This is a genomic window from Mesorhizobium sp. RCAM 06353, assembly GCF_059683585.1.
Genome location: NZ_CM185031.1, coordinates 6,075,612 through 6,098,904 on the forward strand (window position 1 = coordinate 6,075,612; position 23,293 = coordinate 6,098,904).

24 protein-coding genes are annotated in these 23,293 nt (G+C 63.3%); 8 read left to right on the forward strand and 16 right to left on the reverse strand.

What is annotated here, in order from left to right; all coding sequences use genetic code 11:
* Positions 1-4: 4 nt before the first annotated feature.
* Entirely contained in the window at positions 5-466 is a 462-nt protein-coding gene (locus AC56QX_RS29545) for an RT0821/Lpp0805 family surface protein (RefSeq protein WP_497112046.1), read from the reverse strand.
* A gap of 40 nt (positions 467-506) precedes the next feature.
* Here AC56QX_RS29545 and pdxH point away from each other — a divergent pair, with 40 nt between their 5' ends.
* Positions 507-1,124 carry a pyridoxamine 5'-phosphate oxidase gene (gene pdxH / locus AC56QX_RS29550; protein ID WP_497112047.1) on the forward strand — a complete coding sequence of 206 codons (618 nt, stop codon included), beginning with the start codon at positions 507-509 and terminating at the stop codon, positions 1,122-1,124.
* A gap of 129 nt (positions 1,125-1,253) precedes the next feature.
* Here the strand turns inward: pdxH and AC56QX_RS29555 are convergent, their stop codons facing one another.
* On the reverse strand, positions 1,254-2,003 hold the full coding sequence (locus AC56QX_RS29555) for a crotonase/enoyl-CoA hydratase family protein (RefSeq protein ID WP_497112048.1): 750 nt from the start codon (positions 2,001-2,003) through the stop codon (positions 1,254-1,256).
* A gap of 31 nt (positions 2,004-2,034) precedes the next feature.
* A complete protein-coding gene (locus tag AC56QX_RS29560; RefSeq protein WP_497112050.1) occupies positions 2,035-3,804 on the reverse strand; it encodes an acyl-CoA dehydrogenase family protein in 1,770 nt (589 codons plus the stop codon).
* A gap of 210 nt (positions 3,805-4,014) precedes the next feature.
* On the opposite strand from AC56QX_RS29560, the gene AC56QX_RS29565 reads away from it, so the two are divergent.
* Together AC56QX_RS29565 and AC56QX_RS29570 are read left to right on the forward strand one after the other, a co-directional pair.
* Positions 4,015-4,251: a hypothetical protein gene (locus AC56QX_RS29565; RefSeq protein WP_497112052.1), complete on the forward strand. Its 237-nt coding sequence runs from the start codon at positions 4,015-4,017 to the stop codon at positions 4,249-4,251.
* Positions 4,252-4,384: 133 nt separating this feature from the next.
* Positions 4,385-5,497 (forward strand): glycoside hydrolase family 25 protein, encoded by a 1,113-nt coding sequence (locus AC56QX_RS29570; RefSeq protein WP_497117957.1) that lies wholly within the window; start codon positions 4,385-4,387, stop codon positions 5,495-5,497.
* A 5-nt stretch (positions 5,498-5,502) separates the two neighbouring features.
* Here the strand turns inward: AC56QX_RS29570 and purD are convergent, their stop codons facing one another.
* Together purD and AC56QX_RS29580 are read right to left on the reverse strand one after the other, a co-directional pair.
* On the reverse strand, positions 5,503-6,780 hold the full coding sequence (gene purD, locus AC56QX_RS29575; protein WP_497112053.1) for a phosphoribosylamine--glycine ligase: 1,278 nt from the start codon (positions 6,778-6,780) through the stop codon (positions 5,503-5,505).
* A gap of 155 nt (positions 6,781-6,935) precedes the next feature.
* The gene (locus AC56QX_RS29580; protein ID WP_497112054.1) at positions 6,936-7,757 is read right to left on the reverse strand and encodes a phytanoyl-CoA dioxygenase family protein; all 822 of its coding nucleotides are present in this window, start codon (positions 7,755-7,757) and stop codon (positions 6,936-6,938) included.
* A 90-nt stretch (positions 7,758-7,847) separates the two neighbouring features.
* Here AC56QX_RS29580 and AC56QX_RS29585 point away from each other — a divergent pair, with 90 nt between their 5' ends.
* Entirely contained in the window at positions 7,848-8,759 is a 912-nt protein-coding gene (locus tag AC56QX_RS29585; RefSeq protein WP_497112055.1) for a LysR family transcriptional regulator, read from the forward strand.
* 68 nt (positions 8,760-8,827) lie between these two features.
* On the forward strand, positions 8,828-9,811 hold the full coding sequence (gene ubiA / locus AC56QX_RS29590) for a 4-hydroxybenzoate octaprenyltransferase (RefSeq protein WP_497117959.1): 984 nt from the start codon (positions 8,828-8,830) through the stop codon (positions 9,809-9,811).
* Between the two features lie 99 nt (positions 9,812-9,910).
* Here ubiA and AC56QX_RS29595 read toward each other — a convergent pair whose 3' ends face one another.
* The 3 genes from AC56QX_RS29595 to AC56QX_RS29605 all read right to left on the reverse strand — a co-directional run bounded on the left by AC56QX_RS29595 (position 9,911) and on the right by AC56QX_RS29605 (position 13,076).
* On the reverse strand, positions 9,911-10,477 hold the full coding sequence (locus AC56QX_RS29595; protein ID WP_496627474.1) for a DUF6101 family protein: 567 nt from the start codon (positions 10,475-10,477) through the stop codon (positions 9,911-9,913).
* Between the two features lie 184 nt (positions 10,478-10,661).
* The gene (locus AC56QX_RS29600; protein WP_497112056.1) at positions 10,662-12,092 is read right to left on the reverse strand and encodes an FAD-binding oxidoreductase; all 1,431 of its coding nucleotides are present in this window, start codon (positions 12,090-12,092) and stop codon (positions 10,662-10,664) included.
* Positions 12,093-12,101: 9 nt separating this feature from the next.
* Entirely contained in the window at positions 12,102-13,076 is a 975-nt protein-coding gene (locus AC56QX_RS29605; protein WP_497112058.1) for an L-threonylcarbamoyladenylate synthase, read from the reverse strand.
* 177 nt (positions 13,077-13,253) lie between these two features.
* Here AC56QX_RS29605 and AC56QX_RS29610 point away from each other — a divergent pair, with 177 nt between their 5' ends.
* Positions 13,254-13,697, forward strand: a complete 444-nt coding sequence (locus AC56QX_RS29610; protein WP_497112060.1) for a hypothetical protein — start codon at positions 13,254-13,256, stop codon at positions 13,695-13,697.
* 142 nt (positions 13,698-13,839) lie between these two features.
* Positions 13,840-14,229: a hypothetical protein gene (locus AC56QX_RS29615; RefSeq protein ID WP_477219685.1), complete on the forward strand. Its 390-nt coding sequence runs from the start codon at positions 13,840-13,842 to the stop codon at positions 14,227-14,229.
* 80 nt (positions 14,230-14,309) lie between these two features.
* Here AC56QX_RS29615 and AC56QX_RS29620 read toward each other — a convergent pair whose 3' ends face one another.
* From AC56QX_RS29620 to AC56QX_RS29635, 4 genes are all read right to left on the reverse strand, one after another.
* Positions 14,310-14,594 (reverse strand): ATPase, encoded by a 285-nt coding sequence (locus AC56QX_RS29620; RefSeq protein WP_497112062.1) that lies wholly within the window; start codon positions 14,592-14,594, stop codon positions 14,310-14,312.
* 110 nt (positions 14,595-14,704) lie between these two features.
* Positions 14,705-16,936: a glycine--tRNA ligase subunit beta gene (gene glyS / locus AC56QX_RS29625; RefSeq protein ID WP_497112064.1), complete on the reverse strand. Its 2,232-nt coding sequence runs from the start codon at positions 16,934-16,936 to the stop codon at positions 14,705-14,707.
* Positions 16,937-17,011: 75 nt separating this feature from the next.
* Positions 17,012-17,830 (reverse strand): endonuclease domain-containing protein, encoded by an 819-nt coding sequence (locus AC56QX_RS29630; protein ID WP_497112066.1) that lies wholly within the window; start codon positions 17,828-17,830, stop codon positions 17,012-17,014.
* Positions 17,814-18,734, reverse strand: coding sequence for a glycine--tRNA ligase subunit alpha (locus tag AC56QX_RS29635; RefSeq protein ID WP_497117961.1), 921 nt, complete (start codon positions 18,732-18,734; stop codon positions 17,814-17,816). Before AC56QX_RS29635 ends, AC56QX_RS29630 begins: the two co-directional genes overlap by 17 nt.
* A 228-nt stretch (positions 18,735-18,962) precedes the next feature.
* Between AC56QX_RS29635 and AC56QX_RS29640 the strand changes: the two genes are divergently transcribed.
* A complete protein-coding gene (locus tag AC56QX_RS29640) occupies positions 18,963-19,424 on the forward strand; it encodes a GNAT family N-acetyltransferase (protein WP_497112068.1) in 462 nt (153 codons plus the stop codon).
* 69 nt (positions 19,425-19,493) lie between these two features.
* Here AC56QX_RS29640 and AC56QX_RS29645 read toward each other — a convergent pair whose 3' ends face one another.
* The 4 genes from AC56QX_RS29645 to AC56QX_RS29660 all read right to left on the reverse strand — a co-directional run bounded on the left by AC56QX_RS29645 (position 19,494) and on the right by AC56QX_RS29660 (position 23,255).
* On the reverse strand, positions 19,494-21,269 hold the full coding sequence (locus AC56QX_RS29645) for a tetratricopeptide repeat protein (RefSeq protein ID WP_497112070.1): 1,776 nt from the start codon (positions 21,267-21,269) through the stop codon (positions 19,494-19,496).
* Between the two features lie 183 nt (positions 21,270-21,452).
* Complete coding sequence (locus AC56QX_RS29650) at positions 21,453-21,890, reverse strand: DUF1284 domain-containing protein (protein ID WP_497112071.1); 438 nt, start codon at positions 21,888-21,890, stop codon at positions 21,453-21,455.
* Positions 21,887-22,480: a biotin transporter BioY gene (locus AC56QX_RS29655; protein ID WP_497112072.1), complete on the reverse strand. Its 594-nt coding sequence runs from the start codon at positions 22,478-22,480 to the stop codon at positions 21,887-21,889. The genes AC56QX_RS29650 and AC56QX_RS29655 overlap by 4 nt, the downstream gene beginning before the upstream one ends.
* 106 nt (positions 22,481-22,586) lie before the next feature.
* Complete coding sequence (locus AC56QX_RS29660; RefSeq protein WP_497112073.1) at positions 22,587-23,255, reverse strand: GntR family transcriptional regulator; 669 nt, start codon at positions 23,253-23,255, stop codon at positions 22,587-22,589.
* Positions 23,256-23,293 lie beyond the last annotated feature (38 nt).

Below are 23,293 nucleotides of genomic sequence, written 5' to 3' on the forward strand. Positions count from 1 at the left end.
CGGCTCAGAGCGCCTTGAAGCCCTGCATGCGCCAGCCGCCGGCATCGGCGAGGCAGAGTTCGCCCTCGAACATGGCAACCCCATCGAAGCTCTCGCGCGAAGCCTTGAAGCGTCGGCAGGTCTGGCCCCTGTCCTTCAGTTCCGCCAGTTCGGTGATCGAGCCGCGTGAGCCGGTGCCGGTATTGGCCCATGGCACGGCCTGGCCGCCGAGTTGCTCGATGTCGGCGGAGGACACCGCGTTGCCGATCGTCGTCTGGTCTGAGTCGCGGTCCGAATCTTTCGACGCGGCCGAAGCCTGCGTGCTGCTGGTCAGGATCGAGCGGTCCACTTCGGCCTTTTCCAGGCTGAAGCCGCCTGCGCCACAGCCAACAAGCGGCAGGGCGATTGACACGATCGCCGCTTTCGCGCTGGCCGAAGCGATAACGCCCCATTGCCTGCTGTCAAAAGCTTGCGCGATACGCGACAATCGGCAACCTCCCTGATCTCGTGACAATTTGAGAAAAACTATGAGTGACACAGAGTTAACAACCGGTGACTTTACCGAAGCGGCCGAGCCGTTTCGCCTCTTTGCCGCATGGCTGGACGACGCCACCAAGAGCGAAATCAACGACGCCAATGGCGTGGCACTGGCGACCGTCGATGCCGAAGGCATGCCGGATGTGCGGATGGTGCTGCTCAAGGGGTTCGATGAGGGCGGCTTTGTTTTCTACACGAATTTCGAGAGCGCGAAGGGCCAGGAGATTCTTGGCAGCATGAAGGCGGCGATGTGCTTTCACTGGAAATCGCTGCGCCGCCAGGTCCGCATTCGCGGTCCGGTGGAGATCGTCAGCGATGCCGATGCCGACAGCTATTATGCGACGCGCCCACGCGGCAGCCGCATCGGCGCCTGGGCCTCGAAGCAGTCGCGGCCGCTGGAAAGCCGCTTCGCGCTGGAGAAAGCGGTCGCCGAATACACGGCGCGCTATGCCATCGGCGAGATTCCGCGGCCAAAGCACTGGTCAGGCTTCCGTATCGTGCCGAAGGTGATCGAGTTCTGGCATGATCGGCCGTTCCGGCTGCATGACCGGGTGGTTTTTTCCCGCAACGCCAAAGGCGGCTGGGACAAGACGCGGCTTTATCCCTGAGGTTGTGAAAATAACGCCGGCTCGTCACAGGTTGAGTGGTGGCGAAGGAGCTACACGGGATAGATCGGCGCTCCACCCCACCCGGCCCTGCGGGCCGACCTCCCCACCGAGGGGAGGTAGAAGGTCGAGCTATTTCTTTCTGGTCATGAATGCGGTGAGCGCCGCACGCGCCTCGTCCGACTTCAGCCGCTCGCGGAAATGCTCGCTTTCCTCGCCGATGCGGGCGATGAGGTCGTCACGCGAGCCGCGCATCAGGTCACGCGCGATTTTCAGCGCCTGCGGCGGCTTGGCGGCGATCTGGCCGGCAGCCGCCAACACCGAGGCCTCAAGCACGCCTTCCTCGACCACTTCATAGATCAGGCCGGTGGCCTTCGCGCGCTCGGCGGAAAAGCCCTCGCCAAGACCGAGCAGGGCGAAAGCACCTTGCTGCCCCAGGATGCGCGGGGCCAGCAAGCTTGAGCCCGCCTCGGGCACAAGGCCGAGATCGACGAAAGGCGTCCTGAACACGGTGCGCGGCGTGGCGAAGGTCAGGTCGCAATGCAGGTTGATCGTCGTGCCGATGCCGACCGCGATGCCGTCGACGCCGGAGACGATGGGTTTTTCGACCCTGGCCAGCGCCATCAGGAAATCCCAGACTTCGGTGCCGCCATCGCCACCGGTGGCCACGACCATGAAATCGGCAAGATCGTTGCCGGAGGAGAAGGCGCCGGGCACGCCGAGGACGACATGGACGCGGATGGCCGGATCGGCGTCACCCTCGGCAAGAGCCGCCGACATTTTCGCATACATGGCGCGCGTCAGTGCGTTCTTCTTGTCTGGGCGGTTCATGCGGATGATCTGGATGGCGCCCTGGCGCTCGACGAGGATGTGGTCTGTCACGGTCTTTTTCCCTGGTGAGCGCTGTGAGAATTCAGGCTGATATCAGCGACTTGCCGGCGGCAGCGAGGCTCTCCGCGCCATCGACAACACGCCCTTTCAAGGCACCCGCCTCGCCGAGCAGGTTTTCGGCGAAGAAACGGCAAAGCGCGATGCGGCCCTGATCGGCAAGAGCACCCCGCGCCAGATAAGCGCCGCCGGCGGCAAGCGAGATCAACCGCAGATACGGCGTGGCACCCGCCAGCGCTTCCTCCACGCGGCCATCGGCCGACAATCTCTGCAAGAAACGGGTCGCCAGTGTCAGATCGCTGAGTGCAGCATCGAGCGCATCGGCGGTGCGGCCGAAACCCTGCAAATTCGACGTGCGCACGGCGTTGGCGACCGCGGCCAATTCGCCGATGAAGCCATGCACATGTTCGCCGTCGCCGAGCGGCAGCTTGCGGGTGACCAGATCGATCGCCTGGATGCCGTTGGTGCCCTCATAGATCGGCGCGATGCGCGCGTCACGATAGAGGGCTGCCGCGCCCGTTTCCTCGATGAAGCCCATGCCGCCATGCACCTGGAGGCCGAGCGAAGCGACGTCCACGCCGACGTCGGTCGAAAACGCCTTGGCCAACGGTGTCAACAGATTGGCGCGGTCGCGCCAATGCGCAGCCTGATCACCATCCGAGACACGCGCCATGTCGATGGCGTGGGCACAGGAATAGCTGATCGCCCGTGCCGTCTGCGTCAGCGCCTTCATGGTCAGGAGATTGCGCTGCACGTCGGGGTGATGGACGATCGGCGCCATGCCGGCACCGGCGTAATCCGCCGCCTTGCCCTGGCGGCGGTCGTTGGCATAGGCGATCGCCTTCTGGGTGGCGGCTTCCGCGACGGCCACACCCTGCATGCCAACGCAAAGCCGCGCGTTGTTCATCATGGTGAACATGCAGGCGAGGCCCTTGTTCTCCTCGCCGATCAGCCAGCCGATGGCACCAGGCTTGGCGCCCTGAAAGCCGTCGCCATAGATCAAGGTGCAGGTCGGCGAGGCATGGATGCCGAGCTTGTGCTCGAGGCCGGAACAGAAGACGTCGTTGCGAGCGCCAAGCGAGCCGTCGCCGCTGACCAGGAATTTCGGCACCAGGAACAGCGAGATGCCGCGCGTGCCGGCCGGCGCATCCGGCAGCCGCGCCAGCACCAGATGGATGATGTTGTCGGTAAAATCGTGCTCGCCATAGGTGATGAAAATCTTCTGGCCGAAGATGCGGTAGGTGCCGTCGCCGGCGGGCTCTGCGCGGGCGCGCAAGGCGGCGAGATCGGAACCGGCCTGCGGTTCGGTCAGGTTCATCGTGCCCATCCACTCGCCGGACACGAGCTTGGCAAGGTACTTCGCCTTGAGGTCTTCGGAAGCATGCTTGTCGAGCGCTTCGACCGCGCCCATGGTCAGCGTCGGGCCGATGCCGAAGGCCATGGCGGCGGAGTTCCACATTTCGAGCGCGGCGACGCCGAGCATGGTCGGCAGCGCCTGGCCACCATATTCTTCCGGTCCGGAGAGCGCGTTCCAGCCACCGTCGATCCAGCGGCGATAGAGGTCCTTCCAGCCCGGCGGCGTGGTGACGGCGGCATCCTTGAGCACGGCACCGTGTTCGTCGCCGATCTTGTAAAGGGGTGCCACCTCCTCGGTGGCGAAACGGCCGGCCTCGCCAAGGACGGCATCGACCAGGTCCTCACCGAGATCGCCGAACGTGCCGGCATCGAGGGCCGACTTCATGCCAGCCACATGCTTGAGGGTGAATGCAATGTCCTCGACCGGTGCCTGATACATGCCGCTTTCCTCCTCAGCTTCCGCCTGCCGACAGTATGGCTGGCAGAGCCGCAAAACCATCCGCCTTTGGGCGGTCTCCCATCTTCTTTTTACGTAAACGTCAAATTTTGTCACGCGGATTTTGCAATCGCGCCGGCCTGTATTAAATTCGATGGACGCCACCTCAAGTCGAACGTCGACAGACAGAACCAGCCGACCGGAACCAGGCCCATGCTCGCCAGACCCGACGCCTATCGCTGCATCGAATGCGGCTTGCCCTATCGCGCAACGGGTTTCTGGCATCATGGGGGTCAGCTCGAACACGGTGCGGCCTACTGGTCGGATCGCGGCATATTGTGCTCGCCGCAATGCTCTCTCGCCCACCATCGCAAACGCGCCGCGGAAGGCACGCTGCAGCAAGACCCGGCGCCCGATCCGTTTGAATTCCAGCCGTTCAACCGACGCTAACTTGCCCACGGCCTCAGCATCGGGAAGCATTTCTTAACCATACCGGCTCACCATCGGTGTTTGGTCAGCGGGGATTCCCTGTTTGAAAACGCCGGCGCATCCTCTTCGCCGCTCAGCGATCGCTCTTGCGGCGATGATGGCGCTGATATCGGCGGCAAAGGCCTCGGACTTTTCCGAGCCGTGGAAGAGTGCCGACCGGGCTCTGGTGGTCGACGCTTACGAGTACAATTCCATCGACTGGGCGCAGCTTGCCACCGACAAGCGCATCGCCGGTTTCATCAACAAGGCGTCGGACGGCATGCCGCCGCCCTATTTCTGCTTTGGCAGCGACGCCGACGTAAAACTCTGCAAGGCGCTGTGGAAACGACACGCGGTGACGCGCGAACTGTTCCAGACGCGCAGGGTTGTCGCCAAGGCGCTCGGCATGAAATGGGGCGCCTATCATCTCGCCCGCCCCGGCAATCCGGTCGAACAAGCCAACAATTTCCTCGATTTTGCCGATCCCGCGCCGGACGATCTCATGGCGCTCGACATCGAGGGCAACGATCCCTCGCAATGGATGTCGCTCGACGATGCCGAGGAGTTCGTGCGCCAGGTGCATCGGCGCATCGGCCGCTTCCCGGTGCTCTACACAAACGGCAAGACCGCCCAATACATCGCCGACAACCGTTACAAATACCGGCTCCTGTCACGGCTGCCGCTTTGGTACGCGCGCTACAAGACGGACATCGACGTGCATTTTCCGATGGGCAACTGGCAGGGCTACGCGCTCTGGCAGTTCTCGGCGCAAGCCAATTGCGGCCGCTTCCGTTGCCCCTACAGGGTTGCCGGCACGCCCAACGATATCGACGTCAACGTCGCACCGACGGATGCCGCCACGCTGCGCCAGCAATGGCCGTTTGGCGGGCTGATCGACGTACCGTCAGACTATCTTGCCAGCGTGCCGGTTCCGCTCTCGCGCGAAGCGGCGCTCGCCGGCAAGACCACCCTCATCTATGCCGATGTGGCAACGCCGCCGACCTTCGAGGAAATGGCTGCGGTGCTTGGTTCACGCTGGTCCAAATTCCGCGACGGGTTCCGCATGCCTGTGGTGAAGACGGTGCCACGGCGGCCGAGCTTCGGCATCGTGCAATATGTCGCCTGGAAGCGGACCGAACAGCGTTCCCCGGAGCAACTCGACGCCGCCTTCGCCGCGGCCGATCCGCTCAGCACCGCTTCGACCGAAATCGATCGCGGCCAGCAGTAAGGCTGCTAGCTCGCCTTCTCGCGCGCCACGGCCTGCCAGCCGATGTCGCGGCGACAGAAACCGTCCGGCCAGTCGATGCGGTCGAGCGCCGCATAGGCCCGCGCCTGTGCCTCACCAACCGTGGCGCCGGTCGCGGTGACATTGAGGACACGGCCGCCATTGGCGACCAGCGCGCCGCCATTGATGGCGGTACCGGCGTGGAAAATCTGGACGTCGTCGCCCGCCGCCTGTTCGACGCCACGGATGACGGAGCCTTTTTCCGGCGTGCCGGGATAGCCCCTCGCCGCCATTACCACGGTGAGTGCCGCCTCATCGCGCCAGCGTATGGACGTGTGCGCCAGCTGACCGTCCACGGCGGCGTTGAGCAGGACCAGCAGGTCATCCCTAAGCCGCATCATCAGCACCTGGCATTCCGGATCGCCGAAACGGGTGTTGTATTCGATCAGCTTCGGCCCCTTGTCCGTGATCATCAGCCCGGCAAAGAGAATGCCGGCGAAAGGCGCGCCAAGCTCGGCCATGCCGCGCATGGTCGGCTCGATGATTTCGCGCATGGTGCGCTCGACCATCTCAGGCGTCATCACCGGCGCCGGCGAATAGGCGCCCATGCCGCCGGTGTTGGGGCCGGTGTCGCCGTCGCCTACGCGCTTGTGGTCCTGCGCCGTGCCGAAGGGCAGCGCCGTGGTTCCGTCGCAGAGACAGAAAAAACTCGCCTCCTCGCCGGTCATGAATTCCTCGACCACCACTTCCGCGCCGGCCGCGCCGAAGGAGCCCTCGAAACAGGCATCGAGGGCGGCTCGCGCCTCGTCCAGCGTCATGGCGACGGTGACGCCTTTGCCGGCGGCGAGCCCGTCGGCCTTGATGACGATCGGTGCGCCCGTCTTTTCGACATATGCTTTCGCTGAGGCCAGATCGCTAAAGCGTCCGTAGGCGGCGGTCGGGATGTCGTATCGGGCGCAGAGATCCTTGGTGAACCCCTTCGAACCCTCCAGCCGCGCGGCGGCCTTCGAAGGCCCGAAGACGCGGATGTTTTCGGCACGCAGATCATCGGCAATGCCGGCTACGAGCGGCCCTTCCGGGCCAACCACGACGAGGTCGATTTTTTTCTCCCGGCAGAAGGCGGCCACGGCGGCGTGATCGGTGATATCAAGCTTCACCAGTTCGGCCTCGCTGCCGATGCCCGGATTGCCGGGAGCCGCGTAGAGCTTGGTCAGCAGCGACGAGGCGGCGATCTTCCAGGCAAGCGCATGTTCGCGGCCGCCGGAGCCTAGAAGAAGAACGTTCATGGCCACCTCTTGATGCTAACCCCTGGAGAGAACCCGCTATTGCTCTCCGGGCGGCGGGTCAAGGCATCGAGGTGTTTTGATCCGAATTGCGCACGGGAACGTTATCCCCGGCAGAATATGGGCGCCGAATTCCGGCGCCCATATTCTGGCCCGCTTCAGCCGGGGAAAACGATCGGGAACCAGTCCTCGCGCAATTTCTGGCCCGGCTGCATGCCATGGCCGTGATAGGGCGGCGATGTGCGGCCCGGCCGCTCGACATAATGAGCATCGTCGCCGACCCAGCGCAGCGACAGCGCCCGGCGCCGTGCCGCGGTCGGGTTGCCGCGCGCGCCATGCGCGGTGCGGAAGTCGAACAGGATGGCGTCACCCGGCTCCATCTCCCATTCGAGAACCTTCATCGACGGATCGTTGTCGGGATCCGGCACCGGTAAATAGTCGCCCTCGCCGGCGTAGAAATTGCTGTCGTCGAGCCAGCGCACCGGCAGGATCATCTTGTCCCATTTGTGAGAGCCGGCAATCAGGCGCAGCGTCGCCTCCTTCACCGGGTCGATGGGGATCCAGAAGCTGACCGTCTGCTGGCCATCGACGAAATAATAGGGGATGTCCTGATGCCAGGGCGTCGGCTTCTGCGTGCCGGGTTCCTTGACCAGCACGTGATCGTGGAAAAACTGCGCGGTGCGTGACTGCATCACCGCCGCCGCGATTTGCGCGGCCGGCGATTTCCGCACCACCTCGACGAATTCGGGAATGCGCTCCCAGTTGCAGTAGTCGTCGAAGAAACTGCCGCGACCATTGGCGATATCAGATGCGGTGGCGCTGCGGTTCTGCATGTTGCGCTCGATGCCGGCCGCGATCGTGTCGACCCAGCCCTTGAAGGCGCCGCGGATGCAAACCGCGCCGTCGCGCTGGTAGTCGGCGATTGTATCCGCGTCGATGATGTCGGTTTTGATTGCACGGGTAGCAGTTTGGGAAGCCATGACGTTTCTCCTCTTGGAATGACCCGACTATCGCAACAGCAATTCATTCAGTAAAATAATAACTTCTCATCTGAGATATAGGATTTAGCTATGAGTCCGACCCTCACCCAGTTGCGTTATCTGGTCGCTGTCGCCCGCCACGGCAGCGTGACCGGTGCGGCCAGGGCTCTCAACATCTCGCAGCCATCGATTTCGGTGGCGATCGACGTAATCGAAAAAGACTTCGGCCAAAAACTCTTCGTGCGCCAGCGCGGAAGCGGCGTTTCGCTGACCTCCTTCGGCCGTGTCGTCGTGGCGAAGGCAAAACAGGTTCTTGCCGAGACGGACGAACTCATGAGCCTGGGTTCGGGCAACTCAGCTGTCGGCGGCGAACTGGTGCTTGGATGTTTCGAGGATCTGGCGCCCTACTTCGCGCCGGGTCTCATCCGCGCATTTTCTGAACGCCATCCAAGCGTCGCGGTGATCGTGCGCGACGAAACGTTCGAGACGCTCGGGCGACGTCTGGTGGACGCCGCCATCGATCTCGGGCTCAGCTATGATCTTGGTCTGCCCTCGCATTTCGCCCGCATCCTGCTGCATGAGTTGCGACCGCATGCGCTGTTGCCGGCAGGCCATGCGCTGGCGGATCGCCCCGAGGTCAGCCTGGCGGATCTGGCCGCCTATCCGCTGATCACGACGGACCAGCCGCAGAGCTGGCAGCATATGCTCGACCTGTTCCGCAGCCGCGACCTCTCGCCGGTGGCCGACAGGGCGACAAGTTCGTTCGAACTCCAGCGCAGCATGGTGGCGAACGGTTTTGGCGTCGCGGTCAGCTATACCCGCCCGCATGGCGACCGCAGCTATGACGGCCTGCCCCTGATCTGCAAGCCGCTGTCGGATCCGCTGCCCATGCAGCGGATCATTCTCACCTATGACACGCATCAGCGCGTGTCGAACGCGGCACTGGCCTTCGTCGAGACGGCGAAAGACTGGTTTTCCAAGCGCGACATCTTCACCTCCTGACGGGCTGACGGTCGCCCCTCATCCGCTTGCGGCTTGACGGTTTCCGCGGCTGCTGCCACTCCATGGGCATGGAACCGATCCAGTCGAAAGCCGCCCAGGGCCGTGTTGCCGATGCGCCGAACGGCCATTGGGTCTACCGCGTGCTGCCACGCTCGATCTGGCCCTATGCGCAGCTTGCGCGATGGGACAGGCCGATCGGCTGGCAATTGCTCTTGTGGCCATGCTGGTGGTCGGCCGCACTCGCCGCGAGCGCCTATCCGCGCCCCGGCGACCCGCTGCTCTCGCTGCTGCCGGCGCCATGGTATCTCGTGCTGTTCCTGGCCGGCGCCATCGCCATGCGCGGTGCCGGCTGCACCTATAACGACATCGTCGACGAAGGCATTGACAACCAGGTCGAACGCACCCGCTCGCGTCCGCTGCCGTCAGGCCAGACCACACGCCGGCGGGCCTGGCTGTTCCTTGTCCTGCAGGCCCTGGTCGGCCTGGCGGTGCTCCTGCAGTTCAACAGCTTCGCCATCCTGCTCGGCGTCTGTTCGCTGGCGATCGTTGCCATCTATCCATTCATGAAGCGGATAACCAACTGGCCGCAATTGTTTCTCGGCCTTGCCTTTTCCTGGGGCGCGCTGATGGGATGGGCGGTCGAATTCGGCGATCTCGATGGCCCCGCCATCATGCTCTATATCGGCTCGATCCTGTGGGTGATCGGCTACGACACGATCTATGCGCATCAGGACAAGGAAGACGACGCCATTGTCGGCGTGCGCTCGACGGCACGGCTGTTCGGCGACAACACCAAGGCGTGGCTGGCCGGGCTTTATGGCGGCACGCTGATCTGCTTTGCCATCGCCTTCGCGTCGGCGCAGGCGCCGGTGGTGGCGCTGGCCGGATTGATTGCCGCCGGCGCCCATATGGCCCGGCAGATCGCGGTTCTGGATATCAACGATCCCGACCAATGCCTGCGGCTGTTCCGGTCGAACAACCAGGTCGGCTGGCTGATCTTCCTCGGCCTGATCGGTGGCGCGTTGTGGGTAGCGCTGAAGCCGCTGGTGTAGCGGCTGCTTTTCCACGCCCTAGGCCCTTCGCAGGCTCAGGGCGTTCGAAGCTCGAAAAGCCAAGCAATTGGCTTTTCGCCCGCTATCGCGGACCGCTTCTCAATCCCTTGAAATGATCTCCTGGCCGTCGATGACCAGCCTGAGACCGAGGTTGCCGGCCCTGCGGCGGGCGAGGAAGCGCGGGCGGCGTGTGTTCGAAACACGGCCCTTGCGGCGGTCCTGCGGCGGCAGCGTCTTGATGGCAGCGCCAAGTGATTCCTCAAGCGTGCGGGCGACGCCGTCCGATTCGATCAAGAGCATCGGCAGGCGATAGGCATCGGCCCAGGCGCGCCAGTCGGCGGCGACATCTTCGAGATCGTCGGCCACCAAAAGCGGTACCGACAGCATCGGATCATTGTGCAGGAGTTCCAGGGTCACCGTAACATTGCCGTCCGGATCCTCCATCGCGCGGGCGGCAACGCCGCGGAACGCATTGGCTGGCAGTGCGATGATCGCCGGCACACCGCTCATCTCGAGCAGGCGGCGGATGACGGCGCCGCGATGGTCGATGGTGAACGTCACGTCGCCATAATCGTCGCGCGTGGCGTAGCTCACCACCTGCGGCAGGCGGAATGGGTCGAGGCGCATGTTGCGTCCCGCCCAGACTGGCTTCAGTCCAGTGTTCATAGAGTGCCTTCCTGTCTGTCTCCTGAGAGCCGGTGTCCGGTTCTCTCCGGGCCAGTTTTCCCGGCCTCGTTATGGGGAAACAGTAGCGCGGGCTCCTTACCGCCGCGCTTAAGAAAGTCGGTTAAATTTTGCTGATCTCAGGGATGGTTATCGGAATGCCACCGACCACAAGATGTTGAAAGGATCAGATAACCTTACCCGGATTCATGATGCCGGCCGGATCGAAGGCGGCTTTCACCCTGCGCATCAGATCGATGGCCATCGGCGGCGCGGTGGCGATCAGTTCGTCGCGCTTCAACTGGCCGATGCCGTGCTCGGCCGAGATCGATCCATGAAAGGACCGCACGACATCGTGCACGGCATGGTTCATGGGATGGTAGAGGGCGAGAAACGCCTCGTCCTGCCAGTCCACGGGGCGCGAGATGTTGTAATGCAGATTGCCGTCGCCCATGTGGCCGAAGCAGACCACGCGCGCGCCGGGGCAGACCCCTTCCACCACGCCAGCCGCCTTGTCGATGAATTCCGGGATCGCGGCTGTCGGCACCGAGATGTCGTGCTTGATCGAAGCGCCCTCGGGCTTCTGGCACTCGGGTAGCGTCTCGCGGAAATTCCAGAAGGCATCGCCCTGGGCAAAGCTTGCCGAGACCACTGCGTCGCCGATGATACCTTGCTCGAGCGCTTCGCCCAGAATCTCCTCGATCAGCGCCCTGCCGTCTTCCTCGGAACGTCCTGAAGAGACCTGCATCAGCACATACCATGGCCAATCATCGGCCAGCGGCCGCGTGATGCCTTGGCCATGCTTCAGCGTGAAGTCGTAAGGCCTTTTACCGATCAGCTCGAAAGCGGTGAGCGAGGCGCCGGCCCGGTCCATCGCCAAGGTAAAGAGCGACAGCGCCGCCTTGGGCGACGACATGCCGGCAAAGGCGACCTCCCTGCCCTTCGGCCTCGGGAAGAGCTTCAAGACAGCGGCGGTGATGATGCCGAGCGTGCCTTCGGCGCCGACGAACAGGTTCTTCAAATCGTAGCCGGTGTTGTCCTTCTTCAGCTTGCGCAGATCGTCAAACACCTCGCCTGTCGGCAGCACCACCTCGACGCCGAGGCAGAGTTCGCGCGCATTGCCATAGGCAAGCACGCCGGTGCCACCGGCATTGGAAGAAAGGTTGCCGCCGATCTGGCAGGAGCCTTGCGCGGCGAGCGACAGCGGAAACAGCCGGTCGGCGGCATCGGCCGCCTCCTGCAGCGTCTGCAGGATGACGCCGGCCTCTACCGTCACCGTGTTGGACAGGACATCGATCTCGCGGATCCGGTTCAGCCGCGACAGCGACAGGATGACCTCGCGGCCGGATCTGTCCGGCACCTGGGCGCCGACCAGACCGGTGTTGCCGCTTTGCGGCACGATGGGCGTTCCCGTCTCGGTCGCCAGCCGCATGATCCGGCTGACCTCGTCGACACTGCCCGGCCGCAGCACCAGCGATGTCGCGCCGTGCCAGAGCCCGCGCCGCTCAATGAGGTAAGGCGCAATGTCCTGCTCGTCGCGCAGCGCGTATTTGTCGCCGACGATGGCCGCAAAGCGGTCGATCAGAGCGGGGTCGAGTGTCTTTGCAATTTCGGTCATGTGGGAAAACTACGGTGTGGGCTCAGTGTTGTCACGAGGGGCGGCCGCACGCGAAAGCCGGTCGTTGATGGCTTCTCCGAGCCCGTCGAAGGGAATCGTCTCGACCGCAATGGTGCGCGCGCCACTGCGATCGAGATCCTGCATGTAGGCGAACAGATTGCTCGCGGCTTCGCGCAGATCGCCAGATACCGACAAATTGCGGAAGGCAGCCGCATGGCGCCAGCCATCAGCCCGCTGGCCGCCGAAGCCGAGCAACGCTTCGTCTTTGTCAACCGTGTCGGCGTTTAGCCGCATCGCGGCACCTGGCGCGTAGTGCGAGGCCAGCATGCCCGGCGCCTCGACGCCGGCGGCACCACCGCGCAACAGCTTCACCCCGAGGGCCGCCTCGATCTCCTCGGCGGCAATGCCGCCGGGCCGAAGCAGGCGCAGTTTTTCGCCTTCGGCCTTGACGATGGTCGATTCCAGCCCGACCGGCGTCGCGCCGCCATCGACGACCAGCTTGATGCGGGCGCCGAGATCAGCCGCCACCGCTTGCGCCGTCGTCGCGCTGATCTTGCCGGATGAATTGGCGCTGGGCGCGGCAAGCGGCCGGCCGAGCTTTGCTATGAGGTCGCCGCCAAAGCCCCTCGGCATGCGCAAGGCGATCGTGTCGAGCCCGGCGGTGACGAGCGGATGAATGCCATTGCCGGACCGCTGCGGCAGCACCAGGGTCAGCGGACCCGGCCAGAAAGCCAGCGCCAGTTTTCTCGACAGCGGATCGAACACAGCGATGCGCTCGGCCATGTCCATGTCGGCGACATGGGCGATCAGCGGGTTGAAGCGCGGCCGTCCCTTGGCCTCGAAAATGCGCGCCACGCCGATGCCGTTGGTCGCGTCGCCGGCAAGTCCGTAGACGGTTTCCGTCGGGATGGCGACGACATCGCCGCCCTGGAGCAGAGCCAGCGCCCGCTCCAACGCTTCGCCAACGGCAAGTATCTCAGCCACTCTCATCACCTCGCAGATGGCGGCTGCGTAGTACGATGGCGGCTGTTGGGCAAGCCGGCTGTTCGGCAAGAGAGGCCCTTGGCGATTTATCAATTCCTAAAATGCTATGTTTCCGCGAAAGCCGGTATCAATTCCGGTCCGCTACCATTCGGGCTTGGGCAAAGGGGAGTGGTCATCGTGTCTGTGCGTATCTTGCTGGGGATCACCCTGGCGGCGTTGAGCAGCGGAACTCAGGCCTCATCGCTCGTCTTTCCCGGCCCACCGGCCGCGACGCCCTCCATCCTCATGTTGAAGGCAGCCGATAGCGATGCAAGCGATGTGGTGTCCGTCGTTGCGCTTGGCGAGCCCGACGTCACTTATGAGAAGGTGGCGGCGATCCCGAACGCCCCTGAGGCACGGCACGGTTTCATGCCAGGCCCGATGATCATTCGTGGCGGCGTCGTCGGCGGCGACTTCTCGACACCGACGCAAGGCAAGGCACCCGCCGCGACCACCGCCGCGGCGCCGGCTAAGGCGACCGCTTCGGCCGCTCCGACCCCGGACGCACAGAAGAAGCCGACCGCGCCGGCACCCGCACCTGCACCGACCGCGCCCGTTCCCGGGGTCGGCAAGGTCAAGTAGCGGCACACAAACTGGTGGCCTGGCCAGATCGTTGACAGCTTGACGGCGCCCGGCGCACCATTGTCGCGCGAGCTCGTCCTGGCCTATCTGGCTGCTCGGGCGGCTCTGGCAAACGGGTTTCGTCGTTCAAAGGGGGTTGATCATGAGAATATCCAAGACCGTTACCGTGGCCGGGCTTCTGCTGGCCTCGCTGCTGGGCGCCAGTGCAGCGCAAGCCGATGACATGCTGGGGTCCTATGTCGCGCGCATTTCCGACCGCGATCATCAGGCGAGCGACGGCTATGCGCTGGACAGCGCCGCGCAAATGGTGCGGCAGGATCGCGCCAACTGGCATAAGTTCCATCGCCGCGACAGCGACGATGAGGCCGATGCCTGGTTCAGGACCAACGACCAGCGCGCCGATCTGCAGCGCATGCTGGAGCGTCCCGGCGCGATGAGTTCTTCGACCAAGCGCGCCATCGTCAATGGCGAACCGCTGATCCAGGTCGATGTCTACGAGGACAGCGTACGCGTCAGCATCCTGGAAAACTGACAAGTCAGCATCGGGGAACATCAACAAAAAAGGGCGGCGCCAATGCGCCGCCCTTTTTTCGACAGAACCGGACTAAAATTTCAGGCCGCTTCTTCCTTGTCGTCATCTTCTTCGGATTCTTCTTCGCCTTCAGCGTCATCGCCTTCGGCCTTTACGGCGTCATCGGCTTCAGCGTCGTCTTCGTCAGACTCTTCGCCGTCTTCGTCGTCGCCTTCTTCTTCGTCGCCGTCCTCATCATCAGACTGATCGGCGGCTTCGACCGTGGCAGCGGCGGCGTGATCGAGAGCGGTTTCGGAAGCGGTTTCAAGCGCCTCGACAGGAGCCGAGGTTTCTTCAGTCACTTCGATGTCGTGATCGGAATTCATGGAAGCCTCCGTTGGGTTGGGGAACATGTCCCTTTTGCCACGGAGAGATCATCGTCATATGACTGTAAGCCGGCTCGAACGGCCGGCTCGCAGATATTTTTCTTAAGCTCTCAACCCGCTATTTTCGCGAAATCGGCGACCTGACCGGTGGCCGCACGGATGCGGGCGAGCAGCGCCAGACGGTTGGCACGTACGGACAAGTCCTCATCATTCACGAGAACACCCTCAAAGAATGAATCAACGGGTTCGCGCAACACGCTAAGCGCCAGCATGGCAGCGGAAAAGTCTTCGTTTTGAATCGCTTCGCCGGCTTGCTTCTCGGCCTGATTCACCGCCGCAAACAGCGATTTCTCGGCATTCTCCTGGAACAGAGCCGGCTCAACGGCTTCGGCAATCGCCGTTTTCTTCTTCTCCTCGGCAGCCAGGATGTTGGCCGCACGCTTGGTGCCGGCGAGCAGGTTCTTGCCATCCTCGGTATCGAGGAAGGAGCCGAGTGCTTCGACGCGGCGGACGATCTGCAAGAGGTCGTCGGACTGCGGCGTGATGACCGCGTCGATGAGATCGTGACGAGCGCCCTTGTCGCGCAGGTAGACTTTCAGGCGGTCGTGGAAGAAGGCCAGGAGGTCGCGATCCTCCGACTTTCCGTCACCGACATGCGCTCGTGAGCTCACATAGTCGCCGCTCAACTTGGCCTGCTCTTCAGCGTGCCGTCGGTCGATCTGTTGTTCGATGATTTCTCGATGTCCAGCTATGATCGGAAGGAGAATTGCCGGCGTCTCGCTATCCAACACCAGCCTCACCACGCCCAGCGCGGCACGGCGTAGCGCATACGGGTCCTTCGACCCTGTCGGCTTTTCATCGATGGCCCAAAAGCCGACCAGTGTATCCAGCTTGTCAGCGAGCGCGACGGCGACCGACACCGGATCGCTCGGCACATAGTCGGACGGGCCCTGCGGCTTGTAGTGTTCCTCGATGGCTGCGGCCACGGATGGATGCTCGCCTTGCAGCAGCGCATATTTGCGGCCCATGGCGCCCTGCAATTCCGGGAATTCGCCGACCACTTCGGTCTGCAGATCGGCCTTGGCGAGAACCGCGGCGCGCGCGGCGAGCGCGGGATCGGCGCCGACGATCGGCGCCAGCTCCTCCGCCAATCGCTTGATCCGCTCCACGCGCTCGCCCTGTGTGCCGAGCTTGGCATGGAACGTCACATTGAGATGGTCGAGCCGCGCCATGCGTTGGTCGAGCGGCCTTTTCAGATCGAGCCCGAACTTTTCAGCCGATGCTTCAAGCGCAGCGAGATCCGGCAGATCGCCCTGGTCGGTCGTCCAAAAATAGAGCGCGTCGGAGAGCCGGGCGCGCACCACCTTGCCGTTGCCATGCGCAATCTCCTTGCCGCCGTCCTTGGCCTCGATGTTGGCGGTGAGGATGAAGCGGTTGGAAAGCGCGTCGCTTTCACTTTGCGGACGCGTGACAAAGCACTTCTGGTTGGCGCGGATGGTCAGCCGGATCACTTCGGCCGGAATGGCGAGGAACGCCTGCTCGAACTCGCCCATCAGTACGACAGGCCATTCAACCAGCCCGGACACCTCTTCCAGCAAGCCTTCGTCCTCGACCAGGTCGAGCCCGTTGGCGAAAGCGAGGTTGCGGGCGTCGGCGAGGATGATCTCCTTGCGCCGGTCGGCATCGAGCACGACCTTGGCCGCTTCCAGTTTGCTCACATAATCGTCGAAGCGACGCACGGTGATTTCATCAGGCGCGAGGAAGCGGTGGCCGTAGGTGATGTTGCCGGAGCGGATGCCGTCGATCTCGAAATCGACCACGACAGGCTCCTCGGTCTCCGGGCCGAAGGTGCACAGGATCGATTGCAGCGGCCGCACCCAGCGCAGCGAGCCCGGCTTGGCCGAGGCCGGCCCCCAGCGCATCGATTTCGGCCAGGGGAAATTGCGAATGATGTCCGGTACCAAGTCGGCGATGATCTGTTCGGCCGCCCTGCCCGGCTTTGAAATGTGGGCGACATAGAAGTCGCCCTTCTTCGGGTCGGAATGGACATGCGCCTCGGCGACCGAAGACAGGCCGGCCTTGCGCAGGAACCCCTGGACCGCCTGTTCCGGCGCGGTAGTGGAAGGCCCCTTGATTTCCTCGCTTATATCTTTCGAGCGGGCAGTCAGGCCCCTGATGTCCAGCGTCAGGCGCCGCGGCGTCCAGTACTCGCGCGCCGCCTCATAGGTCAAACCCGCCTCGACCAGACCGTCGGTCAGCATCTTCCGCAAATCGCCCGCCGCCTTGCGCTGCATGCGGGCGGGAATTTCCTCGGAGCGAAGTTCTAGAAGCAGGTCAGGCATAGTTAGCTCCTCACCCTCCCCTTGATGGGGAGGGTCGGCGCGTTAGCGCCGGGGTGGGGTGGCGGCGTCTCAGTCTCAAGCGCCTTCGGCGTCTTGCGGGCCAAGGTGGGATTTTCGTTCTTCCACCGCCGCATAAATCGTATCGAGCACGGAATCCAGTTCGTTTTTGATTTCATGGTTCCAGAAGCGGATGACGCGATAACCCTGGCTCTCAAACCATTTTGTTCGACGCTCGTCATGGCGTCGCTGGTCATCGAAGCTGTGATGCGAACCGTCCACCTCGATGATGAGCTTCAGCCGATGTGAGATGAAATCGGGGAAGTAGATACCGACCGACGCCTGTTTGCGGAAATGAGTGCCTTCGACTGGAATGCGCCAGAGATGCCGCCACAGGATACGCTCCTCGTCGGTCATTGCCGCACGAAGCCGTTGCGCGGACTGCAGCTTGAACCGATTGAGTTTCGGCATGGAACGTCGCGCTGTCACCCCCACCCGCCGCTGCGCGGCGACCTCCCCCATCCAGGGGGAGGTAAAGAGGGCATAGCAACTCGGCTGGCCGCTGTCACCCTTTCCAGAAATTTTGGCCGCCCTGTCGGGGCGCGGCGACCCCGCCCGTCCTTGGATCAAAGATTTCCATGAACCGAACGCAGCGCTGGAGCGACACACGCTCAGGCAGGGACCTATTGGCTCAACGACGATGAAAACGGCATCCAGACTTCTGCAAATCCTCGCACTCAGCGCCTGCTTCACGGCGCAGGTCCACGGTGCCTTCTCGATGCCGGGTGTGCGGCAAGCGCTGCGGACGATGGCAGGGCAGAACGGCCAGACCCTGTCGCCGATCAGCGCTTCCCTCGAATTGATGAAGGGTGCCTGAAACTCAGGCTGCCAATCCACCCGCCTGCGTCTTCAAAAACGCCTCGCCGCAAGCCTTCGCCAGATTGCGCACCCGCAGGATGTAGCTTTGCCGCTCGGTGACGGAGATCACGCCGCGCGCATCGAGCAGGTTGAAGACATGGCTGGCCTTGATGCACTGGTCGTAGGCCGGGAAGACCATCTTGTGCATCGGCAGATTGTCGTTCGAAGCCGGCGCACCGGCATCGAGCAGCGCCTTGCACTCGGCTTCGGCGTCCTCGAAATGCCTGAGCAGCATCGCCGTGTTGGCGTATTCGAAATTGTGGCGCGAATATTCCTGCTCGGCCTGCAGGAAGACGTCACCATAGGTAACCTTTTCGGCACCTTCACGGCCATTGAAGTTGAGGTCGTAGATGTTGTCGACACCCTGCACATACATGGCCAGCCGCTCCAGCCCGTAGGTCAGCTCGCCGGCCACCGGCGCGCATTCGATGCCGCAGACCTGTTGGAAATAGGTGAACTGCGAGACTTCCATGCCGTCGCACCAGCATTCCCAGCCAAGCCCCCAGGCGCCCAGCGTCGGGCTCTCCCAGTCGTCCTCGACAAAACGGATGTCATGCAGCAGCGGATCGACGCCGATCGCCGCCAGCGAGCCGAGATAGAGCTCCTGCAGGTTCGGTGGGTTCGGCTTCAGGATCACCTGGTACTGGTAATAATGCTGCAGCCGGTTGGGGTTCTCGCCATAGCGGCCATCCTTGGGGCGGCGCGAGGGCTGGACGTAGGCGGCGTTCCAGCGCCGCGGCCCGAGTGCGCGCAGCGTCGTTGCCGGGTGAAATGTGCCGGCGCCGACTTCCATGTCGTAGGGCTGGAGGATGACGCAACCATAGGCCGCCCAGTAATTGTGCAAGGTCAGGATCAGCCCCTGGAACGAGCGGCTGGGATGCATATGGGCGGGAAGGTCAATCGTCACGGTGGCCTCGACAGCAAAGGCTAGCTTGCCGGCACGTCCTAGAGACACGACGGCGAAGCGTCAAGCAAGGCGCGTGGGACGCGGCCGCTGTGAGGGTGCCGCGCAACGTTGAAGGTTTTGCTGGGAACTGGCCCATTGCCGACCTCGGGAGGCTGCGGTCTGCTTCGTCCCCTGCTGCCCACAGCAACGACGACAGGTCCAGCCATGCCCAATTCCATCACTGTCCGCCCGATAACGCGGCAGGATTTCGACCGATGGCTGCCGCTGTGGGATGGCTACAACGCATTTTATGGCCGCTCGGGCGAAACGGCGCTGGCGAGCGAAATCACCGCGATGACATGGTCGCGCTTCTTCGATGCCTATGAGCCGGTGCATGCGCTGGTGGCCGAAAGCGGCGAAGAAATCCTCGGCCTCGTGCACTATCTCTTCCACCGCAGCACCACGGCGATCGCACCGAACTGCTATTTGCAGGACCTTTTCACCACGCAGGCTTCGCGCGGAAAAGGCATCGGCCGGGCGCTGATCGAAGGCGTCTATGAGCGCGCCCAGGCAGCCGGCTCGGGCCGGGTGTACTGGCTGACACACGAAACCAACCAAACCGCGATGAAGCTCTATGACAAGGTCGGCGAGCGCTCCGGCTTCGTCGTCTATCGGAAGCTTTTCTAAAGGACTGCGCGCCGCTTCAAACGAAAACGGGGCCCTGAAAAGAGCCCCGTTCGCATTCAAAAAATTACTTCACCCTTTCGGGGCAGGCACCGGCTCTGGCTTCACCTTCGGGGTTTCCTGCGCCGTGTTGGACTCGATCGGCGGCAGGCCCTTCATCAGCTTCTGCTGCAAGGTGGCCAGCACATCGGGATCGGGCTTCAGGTCGCGCGCCTGGTTCCACTGGAAGGTGGCTTCCAGCTTGCGGCCGACGCGCCAATAAGCGTCGCCGAGATGGTCGTTGAGAACCGGATCTTCCGGCTTGAGCGAGACGGCGCGCTCCATTTCGCGCACTGCGTCATCGAACCTGCCGAGGCGGAAATAGGCCCAACCCAGTGAATCGACGATGTAACCGTCGCTCGGCCTGAGATCCACGGCCTTCTGGATCATCGCTAGGCCTTCCTTGAGGTTCGTGTTCATATCGACCCAGGAATAGCCGAGATAGTTCAGCACTTGCGGCTGATCGGGCTGCAACTCCAGCGCCCTGCGGAAATTCGGCTCGGCTTTCGGCCATTCCTTCAGCCGCTCATAGGCGATGCCGCGCTGGTAGAAGATGTTCCAGTTGGCCGCGGTCGGCGTCTTCAGCACCTCGACGGCCTTGTCGTAGAGATTGGCGGCCGAACGGAAATCGTCCTTCGAGGAATAGACCCCGCCGAGCGCCAGATAGGCGCGCATGTCGTCGGGGTGGGCTTCGACGAAGGCCTTCAGATGGGTGATCGCCTCGTCATGGCGGTCGAGATCGGCAAGGTTGAGGCCAAGCTGGAGGTCCGAAAGCTCCTTCAGCGGCGAAGAATCAGGGATGCGCCGATAGAGCGCGATGGCGCCCTCGCCGTCCTTCAGCTGTTCGGCAACGGCGGCGAGCTGCACGAGAGCCGCATCGCTGTCGGGCCTCAGGGCGAGCGCATATTGCAGGTAAAGTCGGACGAACGGCTCGCCGCCGCCACGGTTGAGCGCAGTGGCGAGATCGAGCAGGATTTCGGAAGCACCGTCGGCCGGACCGGAAACGAAGGGCGCGATCTTGTCGCCCTTGGCGATCCTGTCGCGCAAAGCGACGATTTCCAGCTTGCCCGGCGAAAACGCCTCGGCCTGGTCGAGCACCGAGATCGCCTTGGCCTTGTCGCCCTTGCGGGCCAGGAACGAGGCATAGGCCTGCGCGTTGCGCATCCAGGTCTCGGGCGCGGCACCGCCGGCGGTGGTGTCCTGCATCGTCGCGGCGTAGATCGCCTCGGCCTTTTCAGGCATGTTGGAAGCGTCGGCGATCAGGGCGCGGTGGAAGGACTTGAACAGGCCGAACCAGTCCGGCCCCTGCAGTTTGTCAATCGAGGCCATCGCGTCGGTGGGCTCGCCCGCACCTTGCTGCGCCCAGCCAGACATGACGCCGGAGATCAGCCGGTCGAGATCGGATTCCAGCGACAGCTTGAGCCAGTATTGCGCCTTGGTGAAATCTTTCTTGTGGAAGGAATCGACCGCCAGCGCCAGGCGCGAGAAGCGCTCGACATCGGGCACTTCCTTGAGCTTGTCGGCATAGACCAGGGATTCGTCGAAGCGGCCTTGCGCGATCAGCGACAGCATCAGGCTCTGTTGCAGTCCGGTGTCGCTCGGATTGAAGGCCAGCGCCTGCTTGTAGTAGGCGATGGCGCTGTCGAGGTCGTTGTCGCCTTCGGCGATCCGGGCGGCCAGATAGGCGCCCGAGAACGACGAAATCTTGACCGGTTCGGTGGATTGCTTGGCATAGGCCGGCAAAGCCGAAATCGCCATGCCCGTCACAATTGCCAGCCTTGTCAGCCAGCGCGCACGTCCTTGCTGCATCGTATCCCTTTCAGCCAGGCGCCATCTCCGCGTCAGCGGAATCGACGTAGACTCGATCTTTCCGGGCAAAGCATGGCCTTTTTGGGGTCGCGCTTCAATCCGCCTGAAATTCACAATCGGGTCAGCCGATTAACAAACCATGGCTGGTGCGGATTTTCGACCGAGGAAAGGCCGGCGTCAAGGTCAGCCCGGCACGACGGATCGCTGCACCTTGGTGTCGGGAAAGTCGCCGGCCGCTATCGCGCTGCACAACTCGTTCCATTCACAGCCGTCGCAAGCCTTGCGGACGCCACCACCAGAAAACGCCTGTCGCATCCGCGCCAGAATTGCCGCATCGAGATCGAGGCGGACGCCGGCCTGGATTGACCGGGCCAGCAGATTGCCGACATCGCGCGCAGCAAGCCTGTCCCGTTCGATGACGCTCTCGTTGAAGCAATGCGGTTCCGGCTCATCGAGCAACGGCGCGCAGATGTCGTCCGGACCGGAAACGAGGAGGATGTCCTCGCCCCGGCTCAGGCGCTCCGCGATCCCGTCGTAATTGGCGGTGAAAGCGGGGCCGTATCCCTTGCCCACATAGGTGAGCAGGCAAAGGAGGTGATGGGCGCGCAGCTTTATCGTCACGGATTGGCCGGCTTGGCCTTGCCGCCGCGAAGCGCCATCAGTGTCGCGGCACCCAGCGCCGACTTCAACAAACCGCCGACGATGAACGGCAGGAAGCCGAAGGTGATGGCCTTCTCAGTGCCGATCATCACGGCGAGCCATGCCGTGCCGAGCACCAGGCAGGCAAGATTGCCGAGCAGCATGGCAATGAAGGCGAGCACGACCCTGTTGCCGTTCCAGCCGCGTTCAGCCAACCAGCCGACAAGCGCGCCGGTGACCGGGAAGGCGAAGAGATAGCCGCCGGTCGGCCCGACGAAATGCGCTACGCCGGCAGCACCCCCGGCCAGAACCGGAAAGCCGACCGCACCCTCGACCAGCCAGGCGGCGATGGTGATGGCGCCAAGCCGCCAGCCATAGAGCGCGCCAATGAGCGTTACGGCGAAGGTCTGCATGGTCACGGGGACCGGCACCATCGGCACTTCGATGTAGGATGACAGCGCCAGGAACAGCGTGCCAAGCACGACGGCGCCGGCCTGCCAGGCGAGCGAGCGATCCTGGAGCCGGAGCGGGCTGAAGGACGGCTTGCGAGACGAGAATGCGATGTCTGTCATGAGGATTCCTTCGACCGATTTAAAATTATAGATAATTTCTGTTTTCGATCTATTATCGAATCCACATTTTCGCTGGGATAGCAAGTCTTGCCTTGCAAGGATCTCCCTAACCCACGATGGCGAAGGCTTCGCGCGTCGCGCCGGAAGCCGTCTTGACCGGCTTGCGGCCAATCCACTGGACATGCCGCCCCAGCGTCGCAACAGCCGATTCGGTGTTTCCTTGCCGCAAGGCGGTCAGGATCGCCCGATGGTCCTGGTCGGTGCGTGTCTCCCACTCCGAGCGCCATGCCGCGAACAGGAAGCGGGCGCTGGCAGCGTGCAGATCGTCGATGGTGGCGAGCAGGCGCGGCATGGCGCATGGCGCCAGGATCAGCCGGTGAAAGGCGCGGTTGGCTTCCTCCCACGACCTGACATCGCGGGATTTGTCACCGGCCTTGGTCGCTTCTTCGGCGAGATCGAGAATGGAAGACGTCAGATGCGGCGCGGCATGGCGCAGCGCCAGCACTTCAAGGGTTGCTCGCATTTCGGCGACTTCCTTGACTTCGCCGAGATCGAAAGCCGCGACACGCACGCCGCGGCGCGGCTCGCTGACGGCCAGGCCTTGCGCCTCGAGGCGGCGGAAGGCCTCGCGCACCGGAACATGGCTGGTGTGGAACTCCTCGGCGACATGATCCTGGCGCAGCCTAGCCCCAGGCTCGATCGCGCCAGAGATGATGCGGTCCGCCAGCACCTTGCTGATGCGCACCGCGATGGTGTCGTCCGTACCCTTTGCCATGTTTTATAGATAATTTGCGGCAGGGCAGCTTGTCGAGA